The sequence below is a fragment of the Burkholderia sp. DN3021 genome (assembly GCF_049805555.1).
In the GTDB taxonomy this organism is placed as follows: domain Bacteria; phylum Pseudomonadota; class Gammaproteobacteria; order Burkholderiales; family Burkholderiaceae; genus Burkholderia; species Burkholderia pyrrocinia_C.
Genome location: NZ_JBNCAB010000016.1, coordinates 79,016 through 92,059 on the forward strand (window position 1 = coordinate 79,016; position 13,044 = coordinate 92,059).

12 protein-coding genes are annotated in these 13,044 nt (G+C 63.5%); all 12 read left to right on the forward strand.

The window, feature by feature from the left end; genetic code table 11:
- Positions 1–130: 130 nt before the first annotated feature.
- The 12 genes from nuoE (at position 131) to ACPUER_RS11195 (ending at position 12,990) form a co-directional block, all read left to right on the forward strand.
- On the forward strand, positions 131–616 hold the full coding sequence (gene nuoE / locus ACPUER_RS11140; RefSeq protein ID WP_006756903.1) for an NADH-quinone oxidoreductase subunit NuoE: 486 nt from the start codon (positions 131–133) through the stop codon (positions 614–616).
- Positions 613–1,923, forward strand: a complete 1,311-nt coding sequence (gene nuoF, locus ACPUER_RS11145; protein WP_034184889.1) for an NADH-quinone oxidoreductase subunit NuoF — start codon at positions 613–615, stop codon at positions 1,921–1,923. Before nuoE ends, nuoF begins: the two co-directional genes overlap by 4 nt.
- Positions 1,924–2,005: 82 nt before the next feature.
- A complete protein-coding gene (gene nuoG, locus ACPUER_RS11150; protein ID WP_175962893.1) occupies positions 2,006–4,336 on the forward strand; it encodes an NADH-quinone oxidoreductase subunit NuoG in 2,331 nt (776 codons plus the stop codon).
- The gene (gene nuoH / locus ACPUER_RS11155) at positions 4,337–5,404 is read left to right on the forward strand and encodes an NADH-quinone oxidoreductase subunit NuoH (protein ID WP_072440695.1); all 1,068 of its coding nucleotides are present in this window, start codon (positions 4,337–4,339) and stop codon (positions 5,402–5,404) included.
- A 12-nt stretch (positions 5,405–5,416) separates the two neighbouring features.
- On the forward strand, positions 5,417–5,905 hold the full coding sequence (gene nuoI / locus ACPUER_RS11160) for an NADH-quinone oxidoreductase subunit NuoI (RefSeq protein WP_006478270.1): 489 nt from the start codon (positions 5,417–5,419) through the stop codon (positions 5,903–5,905).
- 103 nt (positions 5,906–6,008) lie between these two features.
- Positions 6,009–6,659: an NADH-quinone oxidoreductase subunit J gene (locus ACPUER_RS11165; protein WP_034184892.1), complete on the forward strand. Its 651-nt coding sequence runs from the start codon at positions 6,009–6,011 to the stop codon at positions 6,657–6,659.
- Between the two features lie 17 nt (positions 6,660–6,676).
- On the forward strand, positions 6,677–6,982 hold the full coding sequence (nuoK, locus tag ACPUER_RS11170) for an NADH-quinone oxidoreductase subunit NuoK (protein WP_004185739.1): 306 nt from the start codon (positions 6,677–6,679) through the stop codon (positions 6,980–6,982).
- 17 nt (positions 6,983–6,999) lie between these two features.
- Positions 7,000–9,060, forward strand: coding sequence for an NADH-quinone oxidoreductase subunit L (gene nuoL, locus ACPUER_RS11175; RefSeq protein ID WP_175962894.1), 2,061 nt, complete (start codon positions 7,000–7,002; stop codon positions 9,058–9,060).
- A gap of 18 nt (positions 9,061–9,078) precedes the next feature.
- Positions 9,079–10,569, forward strand: coding sequence for an NADH-quinone oxidoreductase subunit M (locus ACPUER_RS11180; protein ID WP_175962895.1), 1,491 nt, complete (start codon positions 9,079–9,081; stop codon positions 10,567–10,569).
- A gap of 39 nt (positions 10,570–10,608) precedes the next feature.
- A complete protein-coding gene (gene nuoN / locus ACPUER_RS11185) occupies positions 10,609–12,063 on the forward strand; it encodes an NADH-quinone oxidoreductase subunit NuoN (RefSeq protein WP_175962920.1) in 1,455 nt (484 codons plus the stop codon).
- Positions 12,063–12,359 carry a DUF2818 family protein gene (locus tag ACPUER_RS11190; RefSeq protein WP_175962896.1) on the forward strand — a complete coding sequence of 99 codons (297 nt, stop codon included), beginning with the start codon at positions 12,063–12,065 and terminating at the stop codon, positions 12,357–12,359. The genes nuoN and ACPUER_RS11190 overlap by 1 nt, the downstream gene beginning before the upstream one ends.
- A gap of 40 nt (positions 12,360–12,399) precedes the next feature.
- Positions 12,400–12,990, forward strand: coding sequence for an NUDIX domain-containing protein (locus ACPUER_RS11195; protein ID WP_175749713.1), 591 nt, complete (start codon positions 12,400–12,402; stop codon positions 12,988–12,990).
- Positions 12,991–13,044 lie beyond the last annotated feature (54 nt).

A 13,044-nucleotide genomic window follows, 5' to 3' on the forward strand; every position in this document is an offset into this window, starting at 1 on the left:
ACGCGATGCGCGCTGAACCGGCGCGACTTCGCAAGCTGTCAACAGAGTGAGCGCCAGGTCTGCCGTCCATGCACCCCAAGTGTGCGGCAGGTTCTTCGTTCGGTAGGAATTGAAAGAGTCGTGTCTGAAAATGATCTCAGCTGAAGGCCTGAAGGAAATCGATCGAGCGTTGACGAAGTATCCCGCCGATCAGAAACAGTCCGCCGTGATGTCGGCGTTGGCCGTTGCTCAGGAAGAGCACGGCTGGCTGTCGCCCGAACTGATGCAGTTCGTTGCGGACTATCTCGGCATGCCGGCCGTCGCCGTGCAGGAAGTCGCGACGTTCTACACGATGTACGAGCTCAACCCGGTCGGCAAGCACAAGATCACGCTCTGCACGAACCTGCCGTGCCAGCTTGGCCCGCACGGCGGTGCGGAAGCGACTGCCGACTACCTGAAACAGAAGCTGGGCATCGGCTTCGGCGAGACCACGCCCGACGGCAAGTTCACGCTGAAGGAAGGCGAATGCATGGGCTCGTGCGGCGATGCGCCGGTGCTGCTGGTGAACAATCACAGAATGTGCAGCTTCATGAGCCGCGAGAAGATCGACCAGCTGCTTGAGGAGCTCTCGAAATGACGTCCCTCCACGACCGTCACATCAAACCGCTGATCCTCGCTGGTCTGAACGGCGAGAACTGGCATCTCGAAGACTACGTCGCGCGCGGCGGCTACAAGCAGCTGCGCCGCATTCTCGAAGAAAAGATTCCGCCCGAGCAGGTGATCGCCGACGTCAAGGCGTCGGGCCTGCGCGGCCGTGGCGGTGCGGGCTTCCCGACCGGCCTGAAGTGGAGCTTCATGCCGCGCCAGTTCCCGGGGCAGAAGTACCTCGTCTGCAACTCGGACGAAGGCGAGCCGGGCACGTTCAAGGATCGCGACATCCTGCGCTGGAACCCGCACGCGCTGATCGAAGGCATGGCCATCGGTGCATACGCGATGGGCATCACCGTCGGCTACAACTACATCCACGGCGAAATCTTCGAAGTGTATCGACGCTTCGAGGCCGCGCTCGATGAAGCGCGCGCCGCAGGCTTCCTCGGCGACCACATCATGGGCTCCGAATTCTCGTTCCAGCTGCACGCGCACCACGGTTACGGCGCGTACATCTGCGGCGAGGAAACGGCGCTGCTCGAGTCGCTCGAAGGCAAGAAGGGCCAGCCGCGCTTCAAGCCGCCGTTCCCGGCGAGCTTCGGCGTGTACGGCAAGCCGACCACGATCAACAACACCGAGACGTTCGCCGCGGTGCCGTTCCTGCTGTCCATCGGGCCGCAGAATTATCTCGAGATCGGCAAGCCGAACAACGGCGGCACGAAGATTTTCTCGGTGTCGGGCGACGTCGAGCGTCCGGGCAACTACGAAGTGCCGCTCGGCACGCCGTTCGCGACGCTGATGGAGCTCGCCGGCGGGATGCGCGGCGGCAAGAAGATCAAGGCCGTGATTCCGGGCGGTTCGTCGGCGCCGGTGATCCCGGGCGACATCATGATGCAGACCGATCTCGACTACGATTCGATCGCGAAGGCGGGCTCGATGCTCGGCTCCGGCGCGGTGATCGTGATGGACGAGACGCGTTGCATGGTGCGCTCGCTGCTGCGCCTGTCGTACTTCTACTACGAGGAATCGTGCGGCCAGTGCACGCCGTGCCGTGAAGGCACCGGCTGGCTGTATCGCGTCGTGAACCGTATCGAGCACGGCGAAGGCCGCCAGGAAGATCTGGACCTGCTGAACTCGGTTGCCGAGAACATCATGGGCCGCACGATCTGTGCGCTCGGCGATGCGGCGGCGATGCCGGTACGCGGGATGCTCAAGCACTACTGGGACGAATTCGCGTACCACGTCGAGCACAAGCACTGCATGGTCGGCGGCCACGCGCACGCGGCTGCGGCCTGAAGCGAACCCGGTTGCGGAATTTGAGCGCACGGTCGGGCGAAGGCGCGAACGGGCGGAAATAGGTTAAGGACCATTCACCATCATGGTTGAACTTGAAATAGACGGCAAGAAGGTCGAGGTGCCCGAAGGCAGCATGGTGATCCAGGCTGCGCACAAGGCGGATACGTACATTCCTCACTTCTGCTATCACAAGAAGCTGTCGGTTGCGGCCAACTGCCGGATGTGTCTCGTCGAAGTCGAGAAGATGCCGAAGGCCGTGCCTGCCTGCGCGACTCCCGTGTCGGCCGGCATGATCGTCCACACGCAGTCCGACAAGGCCGTGAAGGCGCAGCAGTCGGTGATGGAATTCCTCCTCATCAATCACCCGCTCGATTGCCCGATCTGCGATCAGGGCGGCGAATGCCAGCTGCAGGATCTGGCGGTCGGCTACGGCAAGTCGTCGTCGCGCTACTCGGAAGAAAAGCGCGTGGTGTTCCACAAGAACGTGGGCCCGCTGATCTCGATGGAAGAAATGTCGCGCTGCATCCACTGCACGCGCTGCGTCCGCTTCGGCCAGGAAATCGCCGGCGTGATGGAGTTCGGCATGCTGGGCCGCGGCGAGCACTCGGAAATCACGACGTTCGTCGGCAAGACGGTCGACTCCGAGCTGTCGGGCAACATGATCGACCTGTGCCCGGTCGGCGCGCTGACCAGCAAGCCGTTCCGCTACAGCGCCCGGACGTGGGAACTGTCGCGCCGCAAGTCGGTGAGCCCGCACGATTCCGTCGGCGCGAACCTCGTCGTGCAGGTGAAGAACAACCGCGTGATGCGCGTGCTGCCGTTCGAGAACGAAGCGATCAACGAATGCTGGATCTCGGACAAGGACCGCTTCTCGTACGAAGGCCTCAACAGCGAAGAGCGCCTGACGAAGCCGATGCTGAAGCAGGGCGGCCAGTGGATCGAAACCGACTGGCAGACCGCGCTCGAATATGTCGCGAAGGGCCTGAAGGGCATCGCCGCGGATCACGGCGCGAACGCGCTGGCGATGCTCGCGAGCGCGCACAGCACCGCTGAAGAGCTGTTCCTCGTGAAGCAGCTCGCACACGAACTGAAGACGCCGAACGTCGATTTCCGTCTGCGTCAGCAGGATTTCTCGGCGCCGGTCCAGGGCGCGCCGTGGCTCGGCATGCCGATCGCCGACCTGTCGAACGTGGACGCCGCGTTCGTCGTCGGTTCGTTCCTGCGCCGCGACCACCCGCTGTTCGCCGCGCGCCTGCGCCAGGCCGCGAAGAACGGCGCGAAGCTGCACTTCCTGCACGCAACCGGTGACGACGCACTGATCCCGACCGCGCAGCGCATCGTCGCCGCGCCGTCGGCATGGCTCGACGAGCTGGCCGGCATCGCCGCGGCCGTCGCGCAACTGCGCGGCGTCGCGCTGCCTGATACGCTCGCCGGCGTCACCGCATCGCCGGCCGCTCAGGCGGTCGCGCAGTCGCTCGCGAACGGCGAGCGCCGCGCGGTGCTGCTCGGCAACGTCGCGGTCCGCCATCCGGAATTCGCGAAGCTGCACGCGGTCGCCCAGTGGATCGCCGACAACACCGGCGCGACGTTCGGCTTCCTGACGGAAGCGGCGAACACGGTCGGCGCACACGTCGTCGGCGCGCTGCCGGGCGAAGGCGGCCTGAATGCACGCGAAGCGTTCGCGCAGCCCCGCAAGGGCTACGTGTTGCTGAACGTCGAACCGGAATTCGACACCGCCGATCCGGCGCAGGCGCTTGCCGCGCTGAACCAGGCGGAGATGGTCGTCGTGATGTCGCCGTTCAAGCACGGCCTCGACTACGCCGACGTACTGCTGCCGGTTGCGCCGTTCACGGAAACGTCCGGCACGTTCGTCAACGCGGAAGGCACCGTGCAGAGCTTCAACGGCGTCGTGCGCCCGCTCGGCGACACGCGTCCGGCCTGGAAGGTGCTGCGCGTGCTCGGCAGCCTGCTCAGCCTGCCGAACTTCGAATACGAGACGGCGGAAGAAGTGCGCCTCGCGGCGCTCGGCGATGAAGGCGTCGCGGGCCGTCTGTCGAACCAGACGTCGGTCGCGCCGACGCGCGTCGCGGCGAATGCCGCGAACGGCGGCTTCGAGCGCCTGGCCGATGTGCCGATCTATCACGCCGACGCGCTCGTGCGCCGCGCAGGTGCACTGCACCTGACGGCCGCCGCGAAGGCGGCGAATGCCGCAGCCCTGCCGGCCGCGCTGTTCGACAAGCTGGGCTTGAAGGAAGGCGACGCCGTGCGCGTGCGCCAGGGCGAGCGTGCGGTGCAGTTGCCGGCCGTGCGCGACGCGAATCTTGCGGAGACGGTCGTTCGCGTGTCGGCGGCGACGCCTGCCGGCGCAGCGCTCGGCAGCCTGTCCGGTGAACTGGTGGTGGAGAAGGCGTAAATGAGCTTGTTCGATACGATCAACGCGGGCGGAGCCCAGCTTCTCGGCTTCGCGTGGCCGACGGTGTGGGCAATCGTGCGCATCCTCGTCGTCTCCGTCGTCATCCTGCTGTGCGTCGCGTACCTGATTCTGTGGGAACGCAAGCTGATCGGCTGGATGCACGTGCGTCTCGGCCCGAACCGCGTCGGCCCCGGCGGCCTGCTGCAGCCGATCGCCGACGTGCTGAAGCTGCTGCTGAAGGAAGTCATTCAGCCGAGCGCCGCCAGCCGCTGGCTGTACCTGATCGCGCCGGTCATGACCGTCGTGCCGGCATTCGCCGTGTGGGCCGTGATCCCGTTCCAGGCTCAGGCCGTGCTCGCGAACATCAATGCGGGCCTGCTGTACGCGATGGCGATCTCGTCGATCGGCGTGTACGCGGTGATTCTCGCGGGCTGGGCGTCGAACTCCAAGTACGCGTTCCTCGGCGCGATGCGCGCCGCGGCGCAGATGGTCTCGTACGAAATCTCGATGGGCTTCGCGCTGGTGCTCGTGCTGATGACGGCCGGCAGCCTGAACATGTCGGAAATCGTCGGTTCGCAACAGCACGGCTTCTTCGCGGGCCACGGCGTGAACTTCCTGTCGTGGAACTGGCTGCCGCTCCTGCCGGCGTTCGTCGTCTACTTCATCTCGGGCATCGCCGAAACGAACCGTCACCCGTTCGACGTGGTGGAAGGGGAGTCGGAAATCGTTGCCGGTCACATGATCGATTACTCGGGCATGGCGTTCGCGCTGTTCTTCCTCGCCGAGTACATCAACATGATCGTGATCTCGGCGCTGGCTGCGACGCTGTTCCTCGGCGGCTGGGATGCACCGTTCGAGTTCCTGTCGTTCATTCCGGGCATCTTCTGGCTGGTGCTGAAGGTCTTCGCACTGCTGTCGGTGTTCATCTGGGTTCGCGCGACGTTCCCGCGCTACCGTTACGACCAGATCATGCGTCTGGGCTGGAAGGTGTTCCTGCCCGTCACGGTGATCTGGGTGGTCGTGGTCGGCTTCTGGATGATGTCGCCGCTCAACATCTGGGTGAAGTAATCGGACGAAATCATGACGGCAATCCAACACTTCTTTAAGACCTTCTTCCTGACCGAGCTGCTGAAGGGGCTCGCGCTGACCGGTCGTTACACGTTCAAGCGCAAGTTCACCGTGCAGTTCCCGGAAGAGAAGACCCCGATCTCGCCGCGTTTTCGCGGGCTGCATGCACTGCGCCGCTACGAGAACGGCGAAGAGCGCTGCATCGCGTGCAAGCTGTGCGAGGCCGTGTGCCCCGCCTTGGCGATCACGATCGAATCGGAAACGCGCGCGGACAACACGCGCCGCACGACGCGCTACGACATCGACCTGACGAAGTGCATCTTCTGCGGTTTCTGCGAAGAGAGCTGCCCGGTCGATTCGATCGTCGAGACGCAGATTCTCGAGTACCACGGCGAGAAGCGCGGCGACCTGTATTTCACGAAGGAAATGCTGCTCGCGGTGGGCGATCGCTACGAGAAGGACATCGCCGCGGCGAAGGCTGCCGACGCGCCGTATCGTTGATTGTGTTTGCAGTGCCGGCCCGCAGCACGGGCCGAGCCGCCGCGACGGGTGCGGGCGTCCCGCAAGCCGCGCCTGACTATGGCCTAACGATGAACCGGTAATCATGGAATTCACGACCGTACTGTTCTACATCTTCGCGCTGCTCCTGGTGGTATCAGGGCTGAAGGTGATCACTTCGCGCAACCCGGTGGCGTCTGCGCTTTTCCTTGTGCTGGCGTTCTTCAACGCCGCCGCGATCTGGATGCTGCTGGAAGCGGAGTTCCTCGCGATCCTGCTGGTGCTGGTGTACGTGGGCGCCGTGATGGTGCTGTTCCTGTTCGTCGTGATGATGCTGGACATCAACATCGACTACCTGCGCCGCGACTTCAAGCGCTTCGTACCGATGGCGACCGTGGTCGGCGCGATCATCGTGATCGAGACCGCGCTGATCCTGTGGCGCGGCTACGGCGACACGCATACGGTACACGCGATGGCGACGGGCGAGATGGCCAACTGGTCGAACACGCGACTGATCGGCAAGGTGATCTACACCGACTACATCTTCGCGTTTGAAATCGCCGGCCTCGTGCTGCTGGTCGCGATCATTGCCGCGATCGGGCTGACCGAGCGCAAGGGCAAGGACAGCAAGCGCCAGCGCGTGTCGGATCAGGTCAAGGTGCGTCGCAACGACCGCGTGCGCCTCGTGAAGATGGAAGCGGACAAGCCGGAGCCGGAAACGGCGCAGAGCGAAGCCGGTACGAGCACCAACGGCTAAGCGGAGGAAAGAAAACCATGTTGACTCTTGCTCACTACCTCGTGCTCGGCGCGATCCTGTTTGCGATCGCGATCGTCGGGATCTTCCTGAACCGCCGCAACATCATCATCATCCTGATGGCGATCGAACTGATGCTGCTGGCGGTGAATACCAACTTCGTCGCGTTCTCGCACTACCTCGGCGATGTGCACGGCCAGATCTTCGTGTTCTTCGTGCTGACGGTCGCCGCAGCGGAAGCCGCGATCGGCCTCGCGATTCTGGTGACCCTGTTCCGTAAGCTCGACACGATCAATGTCGAGGATCTCGATCAGCTCAAAGGTTAATTTCAGGCAACGCTGTTATGTCAACGACACTCAATGAAAACCTGCTGCTGGCGATTCCGCTCGCTCCGCTGGCCGGCTCGCTGATTGCGGGGCTGTTCGGGAACGCAGTCGGGCGCAAGGGCGCACACCGGATCACGATCCTCGGCGTGATGATCGCGTTCCTCCTGTCGGCGAAAGTCTTCGTCGACGTGATGGGCGGCGCGAGCTTCAACGCGACCATCTACGAATGGATGCGGGTCGGCTCGCTGAAGCTCGAGGTCGGCTTCCTGGTCGATTCGATGACCGCGATGATGATGGTCGTCGTGACCTTCGTGTCGCTGATGGTGCACATCTACACGATCGGCTACATGTCGGAAGAAGACGGCTACCAGCGCTTCTTCTCGTACATCTCGCTGTTCACGTTCTCGATGCTGATGCTCGTGATGAGCAACAACTTCCTGCAGCTGTTCTTCGGCTGGGAAGCGGTGGGTCTGGTGTCGTACCTGCTGATCGGCTTCTACTTCACGCGTGAGAGCGCGATCTACGCGAACATGAAGGCGTTCCTCGTGAACCGCGTGGGCGACTTCGGCTTCCTGCTCGGCATCGGCCTGCTGCTCGCGTTCGCCGGCTCGATGAACTACGGCGAAGTGTTCGCGAAGCGCGCGGAACTCGCGAGCCTGCACTTCCCGGGCACCGACTGGGGCCTGCTGACCGTCGCCTGTATCTGCCTGTTCATCGGCGCGATGGGTAAATCGGCGCAGTTCCCGCTGCACGTGTGGCTGCCGGACTCGATGGAAGGCCCGACCCCGATCTCGGCGCTGATTCACGCGGCGACGATGGTGACGGCCGGCATCTTCATGGTGTCGCGCATGTCGCCGCTGTTCGAGCTGTCGGACACCGCGCTGTCGTTCGTGACGGTGATCGGCGCGATCACGGCGCTGTTCATGGGCTTCCTCGGCATCATCCAGAACGACATCAAGCGCGTGGTCGCGTATTCGACGCTGTCGCAGCTCGGCTACATGACGGTCGCGCTCGGCGTGTCCGCGTACCCGGTCGCGTTGTTCCACCTGATGACGCACGCGTTCTTCAAGGCGCTGCTGTTCCTCGGCGCGGGCTCGGTGATCATCGGCATGCATCACGACCAGGACATCCGCAACATGGGCGGCCTGCGCAAGTACATGCCGATCACGTGGATCACGTCGCTGATCGGCTCGCTCGCACTGATCGGCACGCCGTTCTTCTCGGGCTTCTACTCGAAGGATTCGATCATCGAGGCCGTGAAGGAATCGCATCTCGCGGGTTCGGGCTTCGCGTACTTCGCAGTGGTCGCAAGCGTATTCGTGACGGCGCTGTACTCGTTCCGCATGTACTTCCTCGTGTTCCACGGCGAAGAGCGCTTCCGCAACCCGAAGCATCCTGAATCGCCGATGGGCATGGCGGCCGCGCACGGTCACGACGATCACGGCCACGGCCATGGTCATGGTCATGACGACCACGCGCACGAACCGCACGAGACCCCGTGGGTCGTGTGGCTGCCGCTCGTGCTGCTCGCGATTCCGTCGGTGATCGTCGGTGCGATCGCGATCGGCCCGATGCTGTACGGCAGCTTCTTCGAACATGGCGTGGCATTCGACAAGGTGATCTTCATCGGCGAAAACCACCCGGGCCTCGAAGAGCTGGGCAAGGAATTCCACGGCTGGGCCGCGATGGGCCTGCACTCGCTGACGACGCTGCCGTTGTGGCTCGCGATCGCCGGCGTCGTGGTCGCATGGTTCCTGTACCTGAAGCGTCCTGAGCTGCCTGCCGTGATCCGCCGCGCGTTCGGCCCGATCTACACGCTGCTCGACAACAAGTACTACATGGACAAGATCAACGAGGTGGTGTTTGCCAAGGGCTCGGTCGCGATCGGCCGCGGCCTGTGGAAAGAGGGCGATGTCGTGGTGATCGACGGCCTCGTCAACGGCAGCGCCCGGTTCATCGGCTGGTTCGCCGGCGTGATCCGCTTCCTCCAATCCGGTTACATCTATCACTACGCGTTCGCCATGATCATCGGCATGCTGGGGCTCCTGACCCTGTTTGTAACGCTCGGCGGCAAATAAGGCGAGGGGACAAGAACAATGCACGCTTTTCCGATTCTCAGTACCGCGATCTGGCTGCCGATCGTTTTCGGCCTCCTCGTGCTCGCGGTGGGTAACGACAAAAATCCGGGGCTGGCGCGCTGGCTCGCGCTGATCGGCTCGCTGCTCGGCCTTGCGGTCACGATTCCGCTGATCACGGGCTTCGACGCGAGCACGGCCGCGCTGCAGTTCGTCGAGCAGTCGACGTGGATCGAGCGCTTCAACATCTCGTATCACCTCGGCGTCGACGGCATCTCGATGTGGTTCGTCGTGCTGACCGCGCTCATCACCGTGATCGTCGTGATCGCGGGCTGGGAAGTGATCACCGAGCACGTGTCGCAGTACCTCGCGGCCTTCCTGATCCTGTCCGGGATCATGATCGGCGTATTCTCGGCGGCCGACGGCCTGCTGTTCTACGTGTTCTTCGAGGCGACCCTGATCCCGATGTACATCATCATCGGCGTGTGGGGCGGCCCGAACCGCGTGTATGCGGCGTTCAAGTTCTTCCTGTACACGCTGGCCGGCTCGCTGCTGATGCTGGTCGCGCTGATCTACCTGTACACGGAAACGCATTCGTTCGACCTCGCGACGTGGCAGAACGCGAAGATCGCGATGACGCCACAGATCCTGCTGTTCATCGCGTTCTTCCTTGCGTTCGCGGTGAAGGTGCCGATGTGGCCGGTGCACACCTGGCTGCCGGACGCGCACGTGGAAGCGCCGACGGGCGGTTCGGTCGTGCTGGCGGCGATCATGCTGAAGCTCGGCGCATACGGTTTCCTGCGCTTCTCGCTGCCGATCACGCCTGACGCGAGCCACTTCCTGGCACCCGTCGTGATCACGCTGTCGCTGATCGCGGTGATCTACATCGGCCTCGTCGCGATGGTGCAGGCCGACATGAAGAAGCTGGTCGCGTATTCGTCGATCGCACACATGGGCTTCGTCACGCTCGGCTTCTTCATCTTCAACCAGCTCGGCGTCGAAGGTGCGATCATCCAGATGATCTCGCACGGCTTCGTGTCGGGCGCGATGTTCCTCTGCATCGGCGTGCTGTACGACCGCGTGCACTCGCGCGAGATCGCCGATTACGGCGGCGTCGTCAACGTGATGCCGAAGTTCGCGGCATTCGCGATGCTGTTCTCGATGGCCAACTGCGGCCTGCCGGGTACGTCGGGTTTCGTCGGCGAGTTCATGGTGATTCTCGCGGCCGTCCAGTACAACTTCTGGATCGCATTCGGCGCGGCGTTCACGCTGATCCTCGGCGCTGCATACACGCTGTGGATGTACAAGCGCGTGTACTTCGGCGCGGTGGCGAACGATCACGTCGCCAAGCTGAAGGACATCGGCCGTCGCGAATTCCTGATGCTGGCCGTACTCGCCGCGTTCACGATGCTGATGGGCCTGTATCCGAAGCCCTTTACCGACGTGATGCACGTTTCCGTCGAAAACCTCCTCTCCCACGTCGCGCAGTCCAAGCTGCCGCTGGCCCAGTAATCGCGAGCGGAGGAAATCAAGATCATGCAAAACGCTCCTATGAATGTCCTGTTGCCTGACGCGCTGGTGATGGCCGCCATCGTCGTCGCATGGCTGAACGACACCTTTACCGGTGCTTCCGGCCGCCGGCTGACCTATCTGATCGCAGTCGTATCGTCGGTCGTCGCCGGCGTGTGGTTTGCGGTGCAGGCGCTCGACCCGCAGCAGTACTACTTCTTCTCGAAGATGGTCGTCGTCGACTCGTTCGCGAGCATGATGAAGGCCGTCGTGTCGTTCGGTTTCGCGGTCTCGCTCGTCTATGCGCGCAAGTACCTCGAAGATCGCGACATGTTCCGCGGCGACGTGTTCCTGCTCGGCATGTTCTCGCTGCTCGGCCAGCTGGTCATGGTGTCGGGCAACAACTTCCTGACGCTGTACCTCGGTCTCGAACTGATGTCGCTGTCGCTGTACGCGGTCATCGCGCTGCGCCGCGATGCCCCGCAGTCGAGCGAAGCCGCGATGAAGTACTACGTGCTGGGCGCGCTTGCGTCGGGCTTCGTGCTGTACGGCATCTCGATGCTCTACGGTGCGACCGGCTCGCTCGAGCTGGGCGAGGTGTACAAGGCGGTCGGCGGCAACACCGACGCAGCCGTGCTGATGTTCGGCGTGGTCTTCATCGTCGCCGGTATCGCGTTCAAGCTCGGCGCCGTGCCGTTCCACATGTGGGTGCCGGACGTCTACCAGGGCGCACCGACCGCGATGACGCTGTTCGTCGGCGGCGGCCCGAAGGTTGCCGCGTTCGCGTGGGGCCTGCGGTTCCTGGTGATGGGCCTGCTGCCGCTCGCGCAGAACTGGCAGACCGCGCTCGTGATCCTCGCCGCGCTGTCGCTGATCGTCGGCAACATCACGGGTATCGTCCAGCGCAACATCAAGCGGATGCTCGCCTACTCGGCGATCTCGAACATGGGCTTCGTGCTGCTCGGCCTGCTCGCGGGCATCGTGAAGGGTGACGCGGCGGCACCGGCGAATGCATACAGCTCGGCGATGTTCTACGCGATCGTCTATCTGATCACGACGCTCGGCTCGTTCGGTGTGGTGATGCTGCTCGCGCGCCGCGATTTCGAAGCGGAAACGATCGACGACTTCAAGGGCCTCAACAAGCGCAGCCCGGTGTTCGCGTTCGTGATGATGGTCATGATGTTCTCGCTGGCAGGCATCCCGCCGACCGTCGGTTTCTACGCGAAGCTCGCCGTGCTCGAGGCAACCGTCAACGCGGGCCTCACGTGGCTGGCCGTGCTGGCCGTGATCACGTCGCTGTTCGGCGCGTTCTACTACCTGCGCATCGTGAAGCTGATGTACTTCGATGCACCGCAGGATTCGACGCCGATCTCGGGCGATATCTGCAAGCGCACGATCCTCGTGCTGAACGGCCTGGCGGTCGTCGTGCTCGGCCTGATCCCGAGCCCGCTGCTGACGGCGTGCCTGCAGGCGATCCGTCACACGCTGCCGCTGTAATGTCGGCAGCCGGCTGGTTTATCGTGTTGTTGGCGCTCGTGTGCGCCAACCTGCCGTTCCTTAACCAACGCCTCTTCGCCGTCGTGCCGTTCGGCGCGACGAAGAAGAGTGCGTGGGTGCGGATCGGCGAGCTGATCGTGCTGTATTTCGTGGTCGGCGCGCTCGGCTTCTGGCTCGAGTCGCGCGCCGGCAACCGCTTCGAACAGGGCTGGCAGTTTTACGCGATCACGTTCAGTCTTTTCATCGTGTTCGCGTTTCCCGGCTTCACGTTCCAGTATCTCGTCAAACGACGCTGACGGCTCCGGCCGTCCGTCGCGCTCAATCTTGGAGCCGCCGATGGCCGAACTACCCAATCACGACGCCGCACTGACCGAAACCTGCCTCGAAAGCGAGGCGATCTTCGATGGCTCGTTCCTCAAGCTCAAGCGCGATACCGTTCGTTTGCCGGACGGCAAGAAGGCCACGCGCGAATACGTCCAGCACCCGGGCGCGGTGATGGTGATCCCGCTGTTCGACGACGGCCGTGTGCTGATGGAAAGCCAGTATCGCTACCCGATCGGCAAGGTAATGGCCGAATTCCCGGCCGGCAAGCTCGATCCGGACGAAGGCGCGCTTGCGTGCGCGGTGCGCGAACTGCGCGAGGAAACGGGGTATACGGCGCGCGAATACGTGTTCCTGGCCCGCATTCACCCGATCATTTCCTATTCGACCGAATTCATCGACCTGTATCTCGCGCGCGGGCTGACGGCCGGCGAGCGCAAGCTCGACGAAGGCGAATTCCTTGAAACCTTCACCGCCACGCAAGCCGACCTGCAGGAATGGGTGCGCACCGGGCAGATCACCGACGTGAAGACGATCATCGGCACGATGTGGCTCGACAAGGTGCTGTCCGGCACCTGGCCGCTCGGGCCGGTCCTGACGCCCTGAGCGCGGCGTCGGCGGCGAGTGGGGCGCCGCGTTACAATCCGATTACGCGGCGTT